This is a genomic window from Bacillus sp. FJAT-28004 (assembly GCF_001280845.1).
In the GTDB taxonomy this organism is placed as follows: domain Bacteria; phylum Bacillota; class Bacilli; order Paenibacillales; family Paenibacillaceae; genus Pristimantibacillus.
The window spans coordinates 1042842-1063655 of record NZ_LGHP01000002.1 but is presented as its reverse complement, the minus strand read 5'-3'; the positions used below and the strand labels follow the sequence as shown (position 1 = coordinate 1063655).

Below are 20814 nucleotides of genomic sequence, written 5' to 3'. Positions count from 1 at the left end.
TTCGTTACTGTTGTACCATAGACGGATGGATAATGGCTCGATATGCCCCATCAGACGTTAACTTTCCGCCGTCAAGCCCGATAAGCACCTTCCGCGTTTCAAAAACTTGTCCTTCCCTAGTAATTTCAACCGCATCCGGCTTTATCGCAAGCATGAATTGTGACCCTCGATTGACACCTCTGAATGGTACAAGACGAAGTCGATCTTGCCATACAAAGGTGTGCTCATCCATTCCCGCTACAAGACGATCTACTTGTGCATCTCGTATGCTATTCAACCACGATTCAGGTAAATCATCTTGCCATAAGGATGCCTCCATCACCATGACCGGTGTCCGTGTAAGTGGATCATAAAGCTGATTGCCGGTGTCGATCAGGCCTATGCAGGTTTGTATGCGTTCTCCAATCATAATTTTCACTTCTGCCAAATGAGTTTGCACCAGCTCCCTTTCTCTTTTTTGCGTCAATACGGCACGGTATATATACAATCCGATACATAACGCAGCAATTAAATAAAATAGTCCCATCTTAAGCTCCACACGCATGTTTCCGTTTACGAACATCATCGTTTTCCAAACCTCACGGGATCCTTGCATGAACAAATAATAAAGTCCAAGAACAGCTCCGGCAGCTACAAAGTTAACCGCATAGAACGCCGCGACATTCCTCATATAGTGCTGAATAGAGGCGAAACCAAAAGCAATCCATAAAATCAATAACGACATACCAACCTTTACGGCAAACGTGAATAAAAAAGATAAATGTGGAAAAAGCATCAAAACGACATAACAAGCTCCGACAGCAGAAGCCAATAATACCCGCCAAGGCTTCGGTTTTAAATGACGTGCCCAAGCGGTAGTTAATAGAATTGCACCGTCAACGAGCAGCTCTCGCAAAAACATAACATCAACATAAATAGCCACTTCGGTCACCTTCCTGCAACTGGCGGTAAACGGGCCTGCAGCCGGCACCCGGGAGAACGATTGAGACTAGTATATTAAAATCCTATTTCAAAGTCTGTCTATTCATGACGGCATGACATATCTTTTTTTGTCGAGTAGGAGTATAAAAAACGGCAAGTCTTTTACGCTTAATTTTGCAAAAAGTTATAAATCTCATTTTGTCATGCTTTGTTATTGGATTTGTTGCAGCGTCTAATCATAAGTTTATTGATACGAAGGAAACACCTATTCAAGACGAAGCTGACTCATTCTGTACTAAACATGAAAATGGGTCTTGTTCAACATTGGTATTTAGATTATGATTTTAAATAGATTTAAGCAGTGAAGCACACCGCTTACTCGGGAGAACATCTCTCCCGCAGTATGCGGTTTTTTTCATTTTATGGGGGAGGCTGATTTTTTTGTCGTATCAAGCGGTCTATGAACGTTGGTTCGAAGCGCATCTGAAGGAAATCAAAGGGGAAAGTAAACGAAAAATGAATGAAGGGCATGGTCATGTTGAAAAACTTTTCTTAGAGACCATTTGGTATCCTGCTTTTAATGAATTGGATGGATTATTTCCAGAGTATGAGATATCCGATTTCCGTGACGGCACTCGATTTTTGGATTTTGCTTATTTAAAAGCTGGCTTGAGGCTAGCCATTGAAATTGACGGCTTTCGTACCCATTCTTCAGAAACCAGTCGCTGGCAGTTTTCAGATTCCTTAATGCGACAAAACCATCTCATACTCGATAATTGGAAAATATTACGGTTCTCATATGATCATATAAAAGAGAAGCCGCGTATGTGCCAGCAGTTGCTCCAACAATTTATGGGCAGGAGCTTAGTTGGTAGAAACAACGATACTAGTGCTGAGACGTTTCTGCATAAAGAAGTGTTACGATTTGCAACCCATTTACAGCATCCGATTCGCCCATCCGACGTAATCGATCTCTTAAAAATCAAAAAGCGTGATGCGCAAAAGCTGCTGCATAACATGGTTCTCAAACAAATACTGCTTCCTGCCGGAAGAGGTACAAAGCGTATTTGCTGCTACAAAGTCAACCAAGAAAAGCTGCACAATACTTTGTTTAGCTCCCATTGACTGGACAACCAAACCGAGGTCGCCTACACGCTGTAAGAACATTTGCGTGCTTACAGCATGTTTTCAACCTTGCTCATTCACCAATCCTAGGCTGTAAGAACATATAGGTGCTTTACAGGTAGCAAATTATGGCTGTTTTCACGCTGTAAGAACACATACGTGCTTACAGCGACTATTTTACCTTGCTCATTCGCCAATCGTAGGCTGTAAGAAAATATAGGTGCTTACAGGCAGCAAACTTGGGTTACTTTCACGCTGTAGGAACATATGCGTGCTTAGAGCGACTTCTTACCTTGCTCATTCGCCTATCGTAAGCTGTAAGAACATATAGGTGCTTACAGGCAGCAAACTATGGCTGCTTTCACTCTGTAAGAACATATACGTGCTTACAGCGACTATTCTACCTTGCTCATTCGCCAATCCTAGGCTTTAAGAACATATTGGTGCTTACAGGCAGCAAACTATGGCTGCTTTCACGCTGTAAGAACATATGCGTGCTTACAGCGACTATTCTACCTTGCTCATTCGCCTATCGTAGGCTGTAAGAACATATAGGTGCTTAGGCAGCAAACTATGGCTGTTTTCACATTGTAAGAACAAATGCGTGCTTACAGCGACTTCTCTACCTTGCTCATTCGCCAATCGTAGGCTGTAAGAACATATAGCTGCTTACAGGCAGCAAACTATGGCTGCTTTCACGCTGTAAGAACATATGCGTGCTTACAGCGACTTCTCTACCTTGCTCATTCGCCAATCGTAAGCTGTAAGAACATATACGTGCTTACAGCGACTATTCTACTTTGCTCATTCGCCTATCGTAGGCTGTAAGAACATATAGGTGCTTACAGGCAGCAAACTATGGCTGTTTTCACGCTGTAAGAACATATACGTGCTTACAGTGACTATTCTACCTTGCTCATTCGCCAATCCTAGGCTTTAAGAACAGATAGGTGCTTTCAGGCAGCAAACTATGGCTGCTTTCATGCTGTAAGAACATATGTGTGCTTACAGCGACTTCTCTACCTTGCTCATTCGCCAATCGTAGGCTGAAAGAACATATAGGTGCTTTCAGACAGCAAACTATGGCTGCTTTCACGCTGTAAGAACATATAGGTGCTTACAGCGACTATTCTACCTTGCTCTTTCGCCAATCCTAGGCTGTAAGAACATATAGGTGCTTACAGGCAGCAAACTTGGGTTACTTTCACGCTGTAAGAACATATGCGTGCTTACAGCGACTTCTTACCTTGCTCATTCGCCTATCGTAAGCTGTAAGAACATATAGGTGCTTATAGGCAGCTAACTTGGGTTACTTTCACGCTGTAAGAACATATGTGTGCTTATAGCAGCTTCTCCGCTTTGCTATCACTATTTTCAATCATTCACATAAAAAAAAACCTCACCATAATTGGTGAGGCTTAGTGCGAAAAAGATTTAGCGATCGCTGCGCGGGCGATTGCGCAAAAATGCTGGGATTTCAAGCTGATCGCTTGAAGTGTTGCTAGCGCCAAAAGGCTTAACTGCATTGGAGCTGCCTGTTTGTCTTGTATCAACCGCTTCCGGTTGCTGTTGCGGAACACGACGAGCTGCTGCAGACTTATGCTCAAAGCCCGTTGCGATAACGGTAACTTTAATTTCGTCCTTCAAATCTTCATCGATGATCGCACCGAAGATCATGTTAACATCTGGATCAGACGCCGAAATGACGATCTCAGCCGCTTCATTCACTTCATAGAGTGAAAGGTTGCTGCCGCCAGTAATGTTCATAATAACACCGCGTGCGCCGTCAATTGACGTTTCTAGAAGCGGGCTCATAATTGCTTTTCTCGCTGCTTCAGCAGCACGGTTCTCGCCAGTAGCAATACCGATACCCATCAAAGCGGAGCCTCGTTCAGTCATAATTGTTTTTACGTCCGCAAAGTCAAGGTTGATTAGACCTGGAACTGCGATTAGATCCGAAATACCTTGAACGGCTTGGCGAAGAACATTGTCCGCTTCACGGAATGCTTCTAGCATCGGCGTCTTCTTATCAACAATTTCAAGCAAACGGTCATTTGGAATGACGATTAGCGTATCTACTTTTTCTTTAAGCGCTTCGATACCAAGCTCAGCTTGTCCCGAACGCTTGCGGCCTTCAAAGGTAAACGGACGAGTGACAACACCAACTGTCAATGCACCGCATTCGCGTGCAATTTCTGCGATTACTGGCGCTGCGCCTGTTCCTGTTCCTCCGCCCATACCAGCAGTAACGAATACCATGTCTGAACCTTTAAGCTGGTTCATAATAATTTCGCGAGATTCTTCTGCTGCCTTGCTGCCTACATCTGGGTTAGCTCCTGCACCAAGACCACGCGTCAGCTTATCACCGATTTGCAGCTTATGCTCAGATTTAGCCAAATGCAAAGCTTGAGCGTCTGTGTTTACTGTAATAAACTCTACGCCTTTAACACCATTTTCTATCATTCGGTTAACGGCGTTGCTACCGCCACCGCCAACACCTATTACTTTTATTTGAGCAAGCTGCTCAAGCTCAAAGTCGAATTCCAACATCTTTCATTTTCCCCCAGTCAAGCGTAAACTGCTGATAGCATCTATGAGACGGCACAGCAACGTTTCGCGGTAAAATATAAGTATCGTACACAAGGTGAAACTTATATTATCTTAGATCTTCAAATAAATTCATTAAACATACTTTTAATCCGCTCGAACATACCGGGTTTAGTTGAAGGTGCTGGACTTGCTTTGCGGCTTGCCGTTTTCTTCACTGCTCCAGTTCCACGAGCTCCCATATATTTTGACACATATTGAATCATGCCAACGCCGCTGCTATACGCCGGGTCTCTTACCCCAATATAATCAGGGAGTGCTATTCGGACCGAAGACTCAAGCTCTGCCTGGGCCAAAGCGAGAGTTCCTGGCATCGATACGGTGCCACCGGTCAACACATAACCGTTAACCTTGTCACCATAACCGAGTCGACGCACTTCTTGACGAACTAAATGGAAAATCTCTTGCATGCGAGGCTCAATAATACTAGCAAGATCAACCTGTGAAAATTCTTTTTCCACATTGCTGCCCATTCGTACTACTTTAAACTTCACATCTTCGGCTGCATCCATTACATTGGAACATCCATATTTAAGTTTGATTTTCTCAGCTTGATCGCTTTGCGTACGCAAACCATAAGCAACATCATTTGTTACATATTCGCCACCGATTGGAAGCGTTGACGTAGCAGCTAGGCCGCCTTGATCATAGATCGCAATCGTGCATGATCCTGCTCCTATGTCAGTAAGAACAGTGCCTATCGATTTCTCATCTTTAGTCAACGAAACCACTCCTGAAGCGAGTGATAACAAAATGACACCAGAAATACGAAGGCCTGCTTTCTCTACACAACGCATAAGGTTATGTATAGCAGTCTTCGTCCCCGTGACGATCGTCGCTTCAACCTCAAGGCGAACTCCAATCATACCGCGCGGATCGGAAATACCTTCCAAACCGTCTACTAGATACTGCTTTGGAACCAAGTTAATGATTTCTCGCTCTGGAGGGAGCGCTACTACTTTAGCAGCTTGTAAAACTCGTTCAATATCTTCTTCACCAATTTCACGGTCCTCATTGGATACTGCAACGACGCCTCTATTGGTTTGCAAAGCAATATGATTGCCTTGAATACCAACATATACGTCTGATATTTGAATGCCTACCATGCGCTCCGCATGCTCTATTGCATTACGGATCGATTGCACAGTCTGGTCAATATCTACTATTGCTCCTTTGCGAATACCCTCTGAGTCGGCAGATCCAACTCCAATAATATTAATGGCTCCATTATTCACTTCACCAATAATAGCACGAACTTTGGATGTACCGATGTCCAAACTGACGATGATGTCGTTGCTGCTCATCTTGCGGCACCTCCGTTTCAAATAATTAATTATTTTATCACATGTTAAGGTCTTCCTACATATTCAACGCTTTTATTATTTTCCCTCTTTTTTCAACAAATTTTTCATTGTTTCTCGCTTTGTGTCGAGCGTCGCCCCTTGCGAATCTCTTTATTTCCTATGATTATCCAGCTTCATCGAGTAATAATGCGATAAATAAAATTCTACCATTCTTTCAGACTATTGAGTAGTATAATTTTACTCAGAATCTATATTTTCTGGACTATCACTCTCAAAAGGCACATATGTATCCGCTAGTAACATCGTGATCTTACCTGGCTCTTGTGTCTCGATTACCGCGTTCAACGCTTCAATCTTTTCATTAAGAACAGAGACCGCAGTTACCACCTCAAACTTTGTACGAGTATACATAAGTATCCGATCGGGATATGCTGCTGATGGATAAGGTATAATCTCCGATAAATCGGAAAGTTGCTTAGTTGTCATTTTGCCAAGCTGCTTTGTTAGCTCTGCCTTAACGGAATTTCCATCTGTCCATCCTGACAGTACCGGCTTGTCCACAAGCTGCATTTCATCACTGTCTGCCTCTACAGTCGTTCCATTTGACAAAAGCGCTGTCATTTCCCCTTGCTTGGAGAGCTCAAAAGCAACAACAGGATACTCCTCGATAGAAATCTTTACCACGCCAGGAAATACTTTCGTAACTTTAGCCACATTAATTTGCGGCAATGTGAGAATTCGATCTTCTATAGTAGAAGACGAAGTACGAAAGAACGCATCGCCAACCAAAATAGCGGCTGACTTGCCTATTTCTTCTCGAGTAACGAATCTAGTTCCTTCAATTTGTATTTCTGAGATTTTGCTGATAGAGGAATTAAAAAATAATACGGCCAAAAGAGCCAGAAACAATAATATAAGGATGGTCAACAGCTTCCGACTACCCATTCTTTTTTTTGTTGGTTCCTTCAGCACTGGCATCTGTGCGCTCATAACTTGTCCCTTCTTTCCCCAAAAAACATCCGGCTAACCTCTCCGCATCAGCCTTCGCTTAGCATCAAAAGGGTACCGGCTGTTTCTATCTTGCAGCTCATGCGCATAGTATTAGTTATTAGGCACTGGCGAATAACGCGAAATCCGTGCACCCAGCCTTGACAGCATCGTTTCGATTTTTTCGTAGCCACGATCAATGTGATGAATTTGCTCCACGACTGTTCTTCCTTGCGCTGCTAGGCCAGCTATTACAAGGGCAGCACCCGCTCGCAAATCAGTTGCTTCTACCGTCGCGCCATAAAGCCTTGGCACGCCGCGAATGAATGCCGCATTCATATCTACGCGAATGTCTGCACCCATGCGTGACAACTCATCCACATGCTTCAATCTACCTTCAAAAATCGTTTCTTTCAATACACTCACACCATCTGCAAGTGAAAGCAGCACCATAACCTGAGACTGCAAATCGGTAGGAAACGCCGGGTACGGAGAGGTTACGATTCTTTCAACCGCTCTAGGCCTTGTTGCACTGCCAACTTTAATTATATCATCGTCGACAACAATTTGAACACCTGCTCGGCGCAGAACATGAATCAAGGAGGTTAAATGCGCTGGCTCTGTATTTTGGAGCGTTACTTGACCGCGTGTTGCAGCTGCGGCAACCATGATGGTTCCTGCTACAATCCGATCCGGAATAACTTTATAACGACAAGGTGTTAGCGACTGTACCCCATCTATCGTTATCGTGTCGGTCCCGGCCCCCATTATTTTCGCACCCATTGCATTTAAAAAGCCTTGCAAGTCTTGAATTTCTGGTTCTCTTGCGGCATTGCTGATCGTAGTTCGGCCTTCTGCTAAAGCAGCGGCCATCATAATGTTTTCAGTTGCTCCTACACTTGGAAAGCTTAAGTGAATATCAGCTCCCCTTAATTTCTCGGCACGGCATATGATCCGGTTACCCAGTTCTTCTATTTCTGCACCAAGAGCTTGAAGACCTTCTAAATGAAGATCAATTTTCCGCTCACCAATTGCACATCCACCTGGTTGATATACCTGCGTCTCGCCAAACCTAGCAAGCAAAGGCCCCATTAAAAAAATAGAAGATCGCATCTGTCTCATTAACGATTCCGGCACGTGGGATGTATGTGCAGTTTCAGTATCCAGCACAACAGTTCCTCCCGTATGCTCAGCGCGGCATCCTAATTCGCGTAAAATGTTTAGCATGACATCGATATCTAGCAAATCAGGCACATGATCTATCGTTGTTGTGCCATCGGCCAATAGACTGGCAGCCAGAATCGGCAAAGCGGCATTTTTCGCTCCTTGGATAACTATGGTTCCTGAGAGAGGTTTCCCACCTTCAATCACCAATTTGTCCAATGTATCACCTCCGAATTACCGCTCACCCACCACCAATACTTCCGGCACCAACAGGATGCCATAGCGGTCCTGAACAGTGCTTTTTATATGAGTCATGAGGGCGAGAACGTCTTCAGCTGTCGCTTGCCCGGTATTCACAATAAAATTGGCGTGCTGCTCCGATACTTGCGCTCCTCCGAGGCATTCACCCTTTAATCCAGCCTCTTGAATGAGTCTAGCGGCATAATCATTAGGTGGATTGCGAAACACGCTGCCTGCACAAGCAAGCTGCAACGGCTGCGTTCTCAATCTTCTCTCTTTGTAGGAGGCCATCATAGCGAGTACTTCCTGCTTATTCCCTTCTGCCAGCTCAAAGGTTGCCTGAATGACAATGCCTTTTTGCTCGTGAAGAATAGAATGGCGGTAAGAGAATCTCATATCCTCACGATCGTAGCGAACCAATTCTCCTGTTTCCAGTACAATATCAGCTGACTTGAAAATACGTGACACATCTGATCCATGCGCGCCAGCATTCATATAGACGGCTCCGCCAACCGTACCTGGGATTCCCCCCGCGAATTCAAGTCCGGTCAGACCTTGTTTGCCAGCCATGACTGATAGCTTTATTAAAGAATATGAAGCACCAGCTATTACTAGCGGCCCTTCAAAACGCAAGTAATCGAGCCCTCTGTGCGGTTTAATTACAACTCCACGAATCCCTTTATCACTTACCAGCATGTTTGAGCCTCTGCCCAAATTAGTCCAGGGTATTTGATGTTTTTGCATCAAACAAACCGCCGATACTAATTCATCTTTGCTTCGAGGAAGGATCAAAATATCAGCGGGGCCGCCGATTTTCCAGGTCGTATAGTTCGAGAGCGGTTCGTTGTACAAAACTTCGCCAAGATCAGCTTGTTCCAATTCCGCTTTAAATGCTTCCATTAGTTGAACCTCCCAAAGGCTTTGTGCAGCAAAGCCTACTTCGTAAGCATTCGCTTAGGGTTTTGTGTAGCAAAACCCACTTCGTAAGCATTCGCTTAAGGCTTTGTGCAGCAAAGCCTACTTCGTAAGCACAAGCATATGCCTAGCTGTAAAAAAAGTAAGAATAAAAGTGATTCGCAATCCCTTTAGCAAACTGAAGCGCTGCTGCCGGTTCTTCTGTTGCAAATAACCGCTCCTTTCGGGTGACGGTCACGAATATAGTGTATCTTATGCCTACATAGGCTCTTGTGTGACAAAGGCCTAAATAGAGCCAATTGGCTCAATGAAAGTACTGTGCAAGAAACTGAAAGCGCAATTCGAGCGTCAACGTGCCACTAAAAGTACGATTTTAACCTATGACTTTTAATATTATTAATGCGGCTCAAGATCAGGCAAACTTACGTATCCTTCTAATAAACGCGTAAGTCCCCTACCAACAACAATATCCGGCTTGAATAGCTGCAGCTGCTGTTAAGCAAACTGCAAGCCCTTCTGAAGCCGGACATTTATTGTTTCTTTTCTAAAAACAAGCATTGGCTGGTTGATCTCCTAGGCATGAAGCCTCACCTCGAATAACGAGATATGTTCAGTAAAATACCTAGTGCGGTTAAAAGAAGCGTTAGGGATGAGCCACCATAGCTAACGAGCGGTAAAGTGATTCCCGTTACTGGCATCATGCCAATTACGACACCAATGTTAATCAATACCTGGACACCGATAATACCCGTAATACCGACTGCAAGCAAGCTTCCAAAAGTATCTGTTGATGCAATGGCTGCACGTATCCCACGCCATACAACGACTAGAAATAACAATATTAGAGTTACCCCTCCAATAAATCCGAGCTCTTCTGCTAATATCGAAAAGATGAAATCCGTTTGCGGCTCAGGCAAATAACTGAACTTTTGACGGCTCATGCCTAGACCAAGCCCAACTAGTCCACCTGGTCCGATCGCATATAAGGATTGAATAATTTGATAACCTCCGCCAAGCGGGTCTGCCCATGGATCAAGAAAATTCGTAATCCGCTTCAATCGGTAAGGCGCAGCTATGATTAGACCAACAAAACCTGCAATACCGATAAGCGCCAAGCCGCCCAAATGCGTCAATCTAGCGCCAGCTGTGAAAATCAACAGTAAGGAGGCGCCTACCATAACCGCTCCTGTACCCAGATCAGGCTGCAGCATAATCAGTCCGAAGGCTAGTCCAACTAGACCTAGCGGCGGCATAAGCCCTTTTGTAAACTGCGTAATCGTTTGCTGCTTCTCTGAGAGCCATTTAGCTAAAAATAATATCATCGCCAGCTTCATGAATTCAGAAGGCTGAATACCGAAAGAACTAATACCAAGCCAGCTTCGTGCGCCACCGCGAACGACGCCAACACCAGGTATTAGTACGAGTAATAGCAGGCCGAAGCAAATCAATAAAGCCAGCGGCGCCCACTTTTTCCAAACGGTATAATGCGTATTCATCGTAAATATCAACGCGCCTATTCCTAGTCCGGCGAATAGTAGCTGTCGTTTTACAAAGTAGAAACGATCGCCGAATTCATGAAAAGCAAGCACTGCGCTAGCGCTGTACACCATAATTAACCCGATAGCAAGAATGAGCCCAATTGCAGTCAGCATCCAAATATCCGGGGCAGAACGCGCTTTGGCCATAGCGAACACACCTCTTAGCATGGAAAAGTAGGGACATGCCCCCTACTTACAAGGTATGCGCCGAATCTTTAAAAATGCGCCCTCTTTGCTCATACGATGCAAACATATCCCAGCTTGCACATGCCGGCGACAATAAAACGATATCTCCCGGCTCAGCGATTGCTGCAGCTTGTTTCACCGCTTGCTTAAGGACGGACTCGGCGTCCTCACTAGGTTCGACGATTTCCACCTTAGCTAAACCTGCCAGCTCAGCCACGCGGGATAGCTTTTCTCTAGTCTCGCCTAATGCGACTAGTCCCTTTAAACGATCACGGAATAATGGAACGAGCTCCATATAGTCAGATCCACGGTCGAGTCCCCCTGCAACGAGTACTATCGGTGCTGATAACGAGCGAACCGACATCGTCGTTGCTACTGGATTAGTCGCTTTCGAATCATTATAATATTTGACGCCGTTTACTTCACGCACGAACTCCAGACGGTGTTCAACGCCTCTAAACAGCTGCAGTGGTTCTACAAGACGCTCTGGTGCAACTCCAGCAGCCAAACACGCCGCAATGGCAGCAAGCGCGTTAGCGGCGTTGTGTCGGCCTGGTATGCCTAGCTCTGATACTGGTAAAATCGTAATTACCATGTCTTCAGACTGGCGGAATACGATTTGCCTTTCAATAGCGGCTTCATCATCTTGTGCATCAACATTGTCCCGCTCATATGGAGGATCGATATAAATGCCCGCATCCAGGCGCTCATAGAGAGAGAAAGGCAGAAGCTGCGCAATAAGGAACTCAGATAGCGCCCTGCACTCAGGGTCATCCCAGTTGATGACAGCAACATCATCTTCGGTTTGATTATCAAAAAGTTTTGCTTTTGAATTGACATAGTCATCCATATCGCCGTGATAGTCCAAGTGAGTCTCTGCAATATTAAGCAAAAGCGCGATATGCGGACGGAACTCGCTTGTTCCCTTCAACTGGAAGCTGCTAAGCTCAGCAACGATCCACTGGTCGGGCGTTGCTTCCACCGCTGCTTCGCATAGAGGACGTCCGATATTTCCGGCCACTATAGGATTTAAGCCTGCAGCGCTTAAAATATCGCCGATCCACGTCGTCGTTGTTGTTTTGCCGTTTGAACCCGTAATCCCTATGATAGGGGCAGGAGAAAGCCAATAGGCTGCTTCCACCTCTGTAATAACTTCAACGCCAAGCTCCTCTGCCCGCTGAACAGGAGGGGACGTATAGGGAATACCAGGGTTTTTGATAAGGAGCGCTGTCTCCTCTGTAATCAGATCATCTGGATGATAACCGCATAGCACAGAAATGCCCAAAGCAGTCAATTCGTCCGCTTCGGGGCATAATTCACGATCCTTCATGTCATTCACAACAACTTCTGCACCTAATTGATGAAATACCTTCGCAACGCTTACCCCGCTTCTAGCCAAGCCTAACACGACAACTCGGCGGCCCTCATAAGATGCCGGATGATTCATAACTGACAGTCCCTTCTATGTATGCATAAAGCGGCTCTTAATCGATAAAAGCCGCTTTTTTTCTTATTGTTCTTTCTATTATATTACAAATAGCAAACCAATTGCTGCAAACACGATGCCAACAAGCCAAAACACAGTAACTACCTTCCATTCCGACCAGCCAACTAACTCGAAATGATGATGAATCGGACTCATTTTGAAAATACGTTTCCCTCTTAGCTTGAAGGAGCCTACCTGTAATATAACAGAAAGCATCTCAAGTACAAAAACGCCTCCGATAACGATAAGCAGCAGCTCCGTTTTTGTCAAAATAGCGACTGCTGCAATACCGCCTCCGATACCTAGTGATCCCATATCTCCCATAAACACTTTTGCTGGATGTGCGTTGAATACTAGAAAACCTAGAACCGCGCCAACCATTGCTGCAGAGAAAACAGCTGATTCATGAGCCGAGGTTTGCAGAGCAACCACTGTAAATGCACCAAATGCTATAGCACTCGTCCCAGCTAGCAGACCGTCAAGTCCATCGGTGAAATTCACTGAATTGCTCGCTGCAAAAAGAATAATGACAACAAGAGGATAATAAAACCAGCCTAGATCAAATCCCCAGCCTGTACCAGGTACCGTAATTTCAGTGCTGTGGTTCATATTGTAGAGCATTGCACACACGATAATCGAAAATAGCAGTTGACCAAATAGCTTTTGTCTTGCAGTTAGACCCAATGATCTTTTAAATACGATCTTGATGTAATCATCCAAAAAGCCCACAAGGCCAAAACCAAGCGATGCTGTCAGCAGCACCCAAAATTCAGCCGTTTTATCAGAAAACTTCAAGAACGCAATCATGAGGGCAAACATAATGATAATGCCGCCCATCGTTGGAGTACCGCTTTTCTTCAGATGGCTTTGCGGACCTTCCATACGGATTTGCTGACCAAACTTTAAGCGGCGAAGCACTGGAATGAACAATGGCCCGAGCAGAACCGCTAGCAGGAATGAAGCGCCAATCGAAAATAAAATGACCATCATATCCATTTCCTCACCCCACTTCCAATGCTTGGACAATCTGTTCCATCTGCATGCCGCGTGAACCTTTTATGAGCACGATGTCAGTTGGCTGCATCTGACCCCTCAGCCACAGAGCTAGCTCTTCTTTGTCTTCAAAATGTTTAATAGCATCCTTCGCGGCAGCGTTAGGGAAGCGCGACTTTACTCCTTCAGCAATATGCTTTGCTAATGGTCCGAATGTGAGAACCGTATCCGCTTTGCTTGGCGTAATATAGGCTCCAATCTCGAAATGAAGTGCCTGCTCCTCCGGCCCCAGCTCAAGCATATCGCCAAGTACGATCCATTTGCGGCTATACCCATCCAACTGCTCCACCAGATCAATCGCCGCGCGTACGGCAGTAGGGTTGGCGTTATACGCATCGTTCAATATCATGGCGCCGTTAAACGCACGAACAGGCTGAATGCGCATGCCCGTCAGCTTAAGATTGCTCAGACCTTCAATAATTTTTGCAGCCGGAACTCCAAAAAAACGACCTATTGCTATCGCAGCAAGCGCGTTGCTGACATTATGCTGTCCTGGAACAGGTATTCGAACGGTTCCGAGTCCACTAGCCGTTCCATTATAAACAGCAGTGAACGTCACCGCTTCTGATTCAATGATAATGTCTGTCGCTGACCATTCATTTTGCTGGGCTAACCCAAAAGTGCGGCGTACGATGCCCGCTGGAAGTATTGAACGCTCAAGCTCTGCTTCGAGAAGCGGTTCGTCGCCATTAAATAGCAGCAAACCATCCTCGCTGAGTCCGAGTGCAATTTCAAGCTTTGCCTTCGCAATACCGGCTCTTGATCCGAGGTGGAGCAAATGCGCGTCACCGATATTTGTAATAATTGCAGCGTCAGGCTGTGCTATCTTTGTTAATAGCTCAATTTCACCGAAGCCGCTCATCCCCATCTCGAGCACGGCTACCTCCGTATCCTCATCAAGCTGGAGCACAGTCAGCGGCAAGCCGATATGATTGTTCAAATTCCCTTCTGTTTTGTGGACTTTATAGGAAGTGCCGAGAATTGCAGCTGCCATATCCTTTGTCGTCGTTTTACCGTTGCTGCCTGTAATGCCGACAACACGAGTGACAAGCTCACTGCGATAGGCGGTTGCGAGCCGCTGTAAAGCGACTAACGTATCTCCAACGATGAGCAGTGGCACACCCTCAAGAGTGGCCGGCACCTCGCGACCTTTCTGCCAAAGGGCAGCAACCGCTCCGTTAGCAATAGCTTGCTCCAGATAGGCATGCCCGTCAAATAGCTCGCCGACGAGCGGTACGAACAACTGGCCCGCAGCAGCCTGCCGCGAGTCAGTTGTTACACCCGTTATATTAAGATCTGCATTATTTCCATTCCATTTAGCGCCGCTCATTTCGGCAATTTGTTTGATGGTACGTTTAATCAATGTATGATTCCCCTTATCGCTGCTTTCGCTACTTTTCGATCGTCAAATGGATATTTGACTCCGTTAATATCCTGGTAGGTTTCATGACCTTTCCCCGCAATCAATACTACATCGCCGAGGCTTGCCATTTCAACCGCTTTTTGAATGGCTGCTTTACGATCAACAATTAATTCATAAGTTGAAGGATCAATTTTGCTATTTATTAACCCATCCTCAATATCCTTTAATATCGCCTCAGGTGGTTCCGAGCGCGGGTTATCTGATGTTATGATAGCGTAATCTGCGTACTTCACTGCAATATTTCCCATTAGCGGCCGCTTGGAGCGATCGCGATCACCACCACAGCCAAACACACAAATAATCCGATTTTCCGCAAACTGCTGAATAGCTCTGAGTACATTTTCCAAACCATCCGGTGTATGAGCATAATCTACAATTACTGCAAATGCTTGCCCGGCATTAACCGCTTCGACTCTTCCGGGAACGCCAGGAATGATGCTTAGACTGTGGGCAATCGCCTCTAGTTCCACGCCTTCAAGAAGTACAGCGCTTATTGCGGCAAGAGCGTTGTAAACATTGAACTTGCCAGCCATTTGCAGTGTTATATCCGTCTCGCCTCGGAATGTATGAACATGAAATGTTGTTCCCTGCGCTGTTATTCGAATATTCGTTGCGCGTACATCAGCTTCCTTATCGATCGCATAGGTTATAACTTCTGCCGCTGTGAGCTCTGCATATTCTGCTGATAAGGCATCGTCCGCATTAAGAACCGCATAGGATCGATCGCTTTCCGCAGAAGCATACACATTGCCAAGCCTCGAGAAGAACAATCCCTTCACCGCCGCATATCGACTCATCGTTTCATGGTAATCCAGATGGTCCTGCGTTAGATTTGTAAATACTGCCGTGCGGAAGCGGCAACCCTTCACCCGCCCTTGCTCGAGTGCATGAGAAGACACTTCAATCGCACAATACTGCGTGCCCGCATCCCGCATCTCACCGAGGTAACTTTGCAGTTGAAGTGTTTGCGGCGTCGTACTTGTCATAGGGAACGATTGCCCTGCGTAACGACGTTCTATCGTACCGATGACACCTGTAGGCTTGCACTGATCATTTAAAATTTGTTCAATTAAATAAGTTGTTGTTGTCTTCCCATTCGTCCCCGTTACACCGATCAGCTTAAGTGTTTGACTTGGCTGTCTATAATAATAATTAGCAATTACAGCCATGGCAAGACGGCAATCTCTTACAATAATCTGCGGTACCAGCAGGTCCAGCTTCCGTTCCGCTATTAGCGCTGCTGCTCCGGAGGCAACCGCTTGGGGGGCAAACGAATGTCCATCAACGGTGTGTCCTCTCAAGCAAATAAACAATTGCCCCTCACTTACGCTTCGTGAATCCGTCTCAATGCCAGTCAGTTCCGTTTCTCCATCGCCTATCAGCCGTGAGGCTATAAGCAATTCCGCAACATCCTTTAATCGCATCTGCCCAGCTCCTCCCTTAAGCGCCGACGTACAAACTTACCCGCCTGCGGCACCCTCGTTAACTACCATTATAGTCAATGCGAGTGGGATATATTATCTTCTTCACCCAAATAGATCCGAATCGTCGATCCACGATCCACACGGGTTCCAGCAGCTGGAGCTTGGCGTATGACGGTTTTTCCAGAACCAGCTGTACTCAGATTGAAATTCATATTCATATCCTCATACAAATCGGACACCGTTTTGCCAATCAAGTTCGGTACCGTTACAATAGGCGTTTCACCATACTTATAAATGCGGTCGATCTGCTTCTCACGAGCTGGAACTTCAAGAATGGTGAGCGCATCCTCCAACATATTGCGAACGATCGGCGCTGCAACGACACCTCCGAACTGAATACCTTGCGGATTGTCAACCGCTACATAAATGACGATCTTCGGATCATCTGCAGGAGCGAAGCCAACAAAGGATACGATATGCTCATTGGGAGAATAACGTCCGTTAATAACCTTTTGCGCAGTACCTGTCTTGCCTCCTACACGGTAACCATCAATAAATGCATTGCGGCCTGTTCCTTTGGCAACGACGCTCTCAAGCGCTTCACGCACCTGCTTGGACGTTTCCTCGGAAATTACCTTTCTTACCGCAACCGATTCTACTGTTTCTACGGTCGCTCCCGTCTCCGGGTTTATCCATGCTTTTGCTACATGGGGTTTATACAGCGTACCGCCGTTAATTGCTGCGGATACCGCCGTTATTTGCTGAATGGGTGTAACTGAAACCCCTTGACCAAAAGCAGTTGTGGCAAGTTCCACGGGTCCAACCTGACTGAGCTTAAATAAGATCCCATTTTCCTCGCCGCCGATATCGATGCCTGTCTTCGTCCCGAAGCCAAAGTTTTTAATATATTCAAATAGTTTATCCTTGCCAAGTCTCTGACCAAGCGTTACAAACCCTGGGTTACAGGAGTTCTCAACAACCTCTAGAAATGTCTGGCTGCCATGTCCGCCCTTTTTCCAGCAGCGAAGCCTAGCACCGCCCACCTCAATAGCACCTGGATCAAAAAAACGTTCGTTTTTCAAATCAACCTTTTTTTCCTCTAGTGCTGCAGCAAGCGTAATAATTTTAAAGGTGGAACCGGGCTCGTATGTCATCCATATTGGAAGATTTCGATTGTATACTTCAGTCGGAACCTCACGATACTTGTCTGGTTCATAGGTAGGTCTGCTCGCCATGCCAAGAATTTCCCCGTTATTCGGATCCATCGCAATCGCGATTATACCATTTGGCTGCAAATTCGTCATTGCTTGATCAAGTTCTCGCTCCATAACCGTCTGAATTTGCTTATCGATCGTAAGCTGCATCGTAAGCCCGTCCTTTGGTTCCACATAAGTGTCCGAAGAATTAGGCATCTGCCTTCCCGCTGCGTCTGACAAGAAGGATACGCTGCCGCCAATTCCGCTAAGCTCTGAATTGTATTTCGCTTCAATACCCGTTAAGCCTTGATTATCGATTCCCGTAAAACCGAGCACATGCGCTGCTAAACTGCCATATGGATAAAATCGTTTGTTGTCTTCGGCAACAACGATGCCATCAAGACCTAACTCACGAATTTGTTCAGCTTTATCAATCGTAATTTTGCGTCCGCCTGGGCCAAGTTTAACAATTAACGCTCTTGTTTTAATTTTTTTATAAAGCGTTTCTTGCGACATGTCGAGCAGCGGAGCAAGTGCCGCAGCCGCAGCTTGTTGATCTTTGATTTGGACAGGTATCGCATATACCGTAGGAGAGCTTACGTTGTAGGCGAGCTGAATACCGTTGCGATCAACAATTTCGCCTCGTTTGGCCACATATGGGATGTTGCGTCTCCAAGAATCCTCTGCTTTATCTGCCAGTTTCTCACCCTGCCATAGTTGTACAAAGCTAAGTCTCACACATAAAGCCAGGAATGACACCCCAGCAAGTATAAGCACGATAAATAAACGTCGTCTAACCGTTACATTGGATACCTTCATAACTTGTTCCCCCTCCGCTTAACTGTTTCGAAAGGAGCGCTCAATTACGCTCATTCCCAGATTATTCGGGACAAGCGGACGATAGAACAAGCTTTGAACAACGGCACACGACTTACTCTAAATTAAAGATATATGTTTATTCCGGCGTTGCGTTTCCATTACTGCTTGTATTGGAATTAGCTTCCTGTTCACCATTTGATGTTGATTGACCTTTGGTTGTTCCACCTTCCGAACCAGCTTCACCTTCGGTACCAGCTTCACTTCCCTTATTATCCGCTTCTTTCGCATCGGGGCTTGTATCCGTATTGCCGGATTGGCCTTCCGTACCTTTCGGCGGAGCTAGTACGACCTTTAACACCCTTACCTTGTTTAATGTCTCTTGCTTCTGAGAAACGACAAACCCTTGCCCTTCGGGTATGAGGCGAATGCCGATGAGCGAAGTTAATTCTAAAGCATCCCGCAGCGACACACCGGTTAAATCTGGAATAGCCAGCTTCTCTCGCTGCTCCGTTATCAAATAAATACGCTGTGTCGGGTGTACGGCTGAACCTGCCGCAGGAATTTGCTGCAGCACGGTTTTACCATTTCCGATTAATTCAAATGTCATCGCCTTTGCTTTTAATTCCGCTTTGGCCTGTGGAACATTAAGCCCTGTCAAATCTGGAACCGTTATCGTCGCTTCCTTCTTCAAATTTTCGGAACCAGCCGGATAGTTAGGAGCTACCCCCATCTTACGCAAGCTTTTGAGGACGATTTGTTTAAATGCCGGAGCGGCAATCTTTCCCCCTGAAGCAAATGTAGTATTCGGTTCATCTACGACGACATAAACGACGATTTTCGGATTGTCAACTGGCGCGTAACCAATAAAGGAAACAACGTATTTGGAATCAGAATAGCCGCTTTTCCCATCTACAGTAGTAACCTTTTGGGCTGTTCCTGTTTTACCCGCTACGCGGTAGCCCTCGATATAAGCGTTTTTACCGGAGCCCTTATCCTGATCCGATACGACCTGCTCCAAATACTCGCCGACTTTACGAGAGCTTTCCTCAGAGATGACTTGACGAACCATCTTCGGTTCGAAAGTTGTTGTCGTTTTGGTCGACGGGTCCGTCGTACTTTTTACGATTTGCGGTTGAAACAGCTTTCCTCCGTTAGCTACAGCCGCGACAGCCGCCACCTGTTGAATAGGTGTGACCGTAACAACCCCTTGTCCAAAGGTAGCATTCGCGATTTCACTCGGGTATTTAAAGTTAATCGTGCCGCTTTGCTCATTTCCAAGCTTAATTCCTGTTTTTTGCCCAAAACCAAAATTCGTATAATATTCTCTCAGCTTCTCAGCGCCTAACCTTTCATATCCAAGCTTGACGAATGCAACGTTACTAGAATACTTCAACCCGTCCAAAAACGAGATTGTACCCCATCCCTCTCGTTTGATATCGCGGATCGGGCTTTGTACACCTTTGATCTTGATTTGACCCGATTTGTATAATTCATCCGGATTGAATACACCTTCTTCAACTGCGGAGGCTAACGTTACGATTTTGAAAGTTGAACCAGGCTCATATAAAGACTTAATCGCATGATTGTATGAGTTCGAATTGTTTTTCCAATATTCATTGGGGTCATATTGCGGCATGTTTGCCATCGCCAAAATCTCCATTGTATTCGGGTCAGCAGCAATCGCTGTAGCACTCTTAGGAGAATAATTTTTCATTATTTCCTGCAGTGCTTCCTCAACGTAATGCTGAATCTCATTATCGATAGTGAGCTGTACTAATTGCCCGTCTTTGGCTGGCTTGTAGTCTACTTCTCCCTCAGCGAGCTGAACGCGTTTCCCGTCCTTCTCGTACTTGATATAGCCGTCTTCGCCCTTGAGCTGCTCATTAAAGGAGGCTTCGACACCGGTCATCGCGACACCATCTTTGTCCAAATAACCTACAAGCTGTGCTGCTAAAGATTTTCTAGGATAATAACGTTTCAAATTTTCTTGCAAATCGATGCCAACGCTATATACCTCCTTTTCTTTAGCTAAATCTTCACGGAACTGTTTAATTTTATCGGCATGTGCTTTGTCTATTTGCCAGCCTCCGTTACGCACCTCCCGATATACATAATAATTCCCGTCATCTTTTTTGGCAGATACATTTTTACGAAGCTCTTCCTTAGAAATGCCAAGGATATCATGCAAACCATTTATGATTTCTTCAGTAAGGTCCTCTTCGTTAATCAGCTTTGGATTTAAAGTTACATTATAAGCGATCGTATCCATTGCCAGAACGCTTCCGTTACGGTCGGCTATCGTTCCTCGCTTAGCCAGCATCTTTTCTTCAGTGGACCATCTTTCCTTCGCTAGTCCATACCATTTGGCGCCTTCTACTACTTGCACTACATAAATTCTGCTTATTAAAACGAGAAAAAGGAGGGTC

14 protein-coding genes are annotated in these 20814 nt (G+C 45.6%); 1 reads left to right on the top strand and 13 read right to left on the bottom strand.

The features are described 5' to 3' along the window. Positions 1 to 4: 4 nt before the first annotated feature. Positions 5 to 922: a sigma-E processing peptidase SpoIIGA gene (spoIIGA, locus tag AC787_RS26680; RefSeq protein ID WP_054027972.1), complete on the bottom strand. Its 918-nt coding sequence runs from the start codon at positions 920 to 922 to the stop codon at positions 5 to 7. Between the two features lie 440 nt (positions 923 to 1362). Here spoIIGA and AC787_RS26675 point away from each other — a divergent pair, with 440 nt between their 5' ends. Continuing rightward, positions 1363 to 2046 carry a hypothetical protein gene (locus AC787_RS26675; protein WP_063847676.1) on the top strand — a complete coding sequence of 228 codons (684 nt, stop codon included), beginning with the start codon at positions 1363 to 1365 and terminating at the stop codon, positions 2044 to 2046. A 1434-nt stretch (positions 2047 to 3480) separates the two neighbouring features. Here AC787_RS26675 and ftsZ read toward each other — a convergent pair. The 12 genes from ftsZ to AC787_RS26615 form a co-directional block, all read right to left on the bottom strand. Further along, positions 3481 to 4596, bottom strand: a complete 1116-nt coding sequence (gene ftsZ, locus AC787_RS26670; protein ID WP_054027971.1) for a cell division protein FtsZ — start codon at positions 4594 to 4596, stop codon at positions 3481 to 3483. A gap of 119 nt (positions 4597 to 4715) precedes the next feature. After that, positions 4716 to 5957 carry a cell division protein FtsA gene (gene ftsA, locus AC787_RS26665; protein WP_054027970.1) on the bottom strand — a complete coding sequence of 414 codons (1242 nt, stop codon included), beginning with the start codon at positions 5955 to 5957 and terminating at the stop codon, positions 4716 to 4718. A 237-nt stretch (positions 5958 to 6194) separates the two neighbouring features. Continuing rightward, positions 6195 to 6947, bottom strand: coding sequence for a cell division protein FtsQ/DivIB (locus AC787_RS26660; RefSeq protein WP_054027969.1), 753 nt, complete (start codon positions 6945 to 6947; stop codon positions 6195 to 6197). A gap of 111 nt (positions 6948 to 7058) precedes the next feature. Next, positions 7059 to 8327 (bottom strand): UDP-N-acetylglucosamine 1-carboxyvinyltransferase, encoded by a 1269-nt coding sequence (murA, locus tag AC787_RS26655; protein ID WP_054027968.1) that lies wholly within the window; start codon positions 8325 to 8327, stop codon positions 7059 to 7061. A 15-nt stretch (positions 8328 to 8342) separates the two neighbouring features. Next, positions 8343 to 9248, bottom strand: coding sequence for a UDP-N-acetylmuramate dehydrogenase (gene murB / locus AC787_RS26650; protein ID WP_054027967.1), 906 nt, complete (start codon positions 9246 to 9248; stop codon positions 8343 to 8345). 602 nt (positions 9249 to 9850) lie between these two features. Further along, on the bottom strand, positions 9851 to 10948 hold the full coding sequence (gene spoVE / locus AC787_RS26645; protein WP_054027966.1) for a stage V sporulation protein E: 1098 nt from the start codon (positions 10946 to 10948) through the stop codon (positions 9851 to 9853). A 46-nt stretch (positions 10949 to 10994) separates the two neighbouring features. Next, a complete protein-coding gene (gene murD, locus AC787_RS26640; protein WP_054027965.1) occupies positions 10995 to 12434 on the bottom strand; it encodes a UDP-N-acetylmuramoyl-L-alanine--D-glutamate ligase in 1440 nt (479 codons plus the stop codon). 78 nt (positions 12435 to 12512) lie between these two features. Then, positions 12513 to 13469 carry a phospho-N-acetylmuramoyl-pentapeptide-transferase gene (gene mraY / locus AC787_RS26635; RefSeq protein WP_054027964.1) on the bottom strand — a complete coding sequence of 319 codons (957 nt, stop codon included), beginning with the start codon at positions 13467 to 13469 and terminating at the stop codon, positions 12513 to 12515. Between the two features lie 4 nt (positions 13470 to 13473). After that, on the bottom strand, positions 13474 to 14889 hold the full coding sequence (locus tag AC787_RS26630; RefSeq protein ID WP_054027963.1) for a UDP-N-acetylmuramoyl-tripeptide--D-alanyl-D-alanine ligase: 1416 nt from the start codon (positions 14887 to 14889) through the stop codon (positions 13474 to 13476). Beyond that, entirely contained in the window at positions 14886 to 16373 is a 1488-nt protein-coding gene (locus AC787_RS26625) for a UDP-N-acetylmuramoyl-L-alanyl-D-glutamate--2,6-diaminopimelate ligase (RefSeq protein ID WP_054027962.1), read from the bottom strand. The genes AC787_RS26630 and AC787_RS26625 overlap by 4 nt, the downstream gene beginning before the upstream one ends. A 74-nt stretch (positions 16374 to 16447) precedes the next feature. Further along, the gene (locus AC787_RS26620; protein WP_054027961.1) at positions 16448 to 18388 is read right to left on the bottom strand and encodes a stage V sporulation protein D; all 1941 of its coding nucleotides are present in this window, start codon (positions 18386 to 18388) and stop codon (positions 16448 to 16450) included. Between the two features lie 136 nt (positions 18389 to 18524). Beyond that, the gene (locus AC787_RS26615; protein WP_235561127.1) at positions 18525 to 20774 is read right to left on the bottom strand and encodes a penicillin-binding transpeptidase domain-containing protein; all 2250 of its coding nucleotides are present in this window, start codon (positions 20772 to 20774) and stop codon (positions 18525 to 18527) included. Between the last annotated feature and the right edge of the window lie 40 nt (positions 20775 to 20814).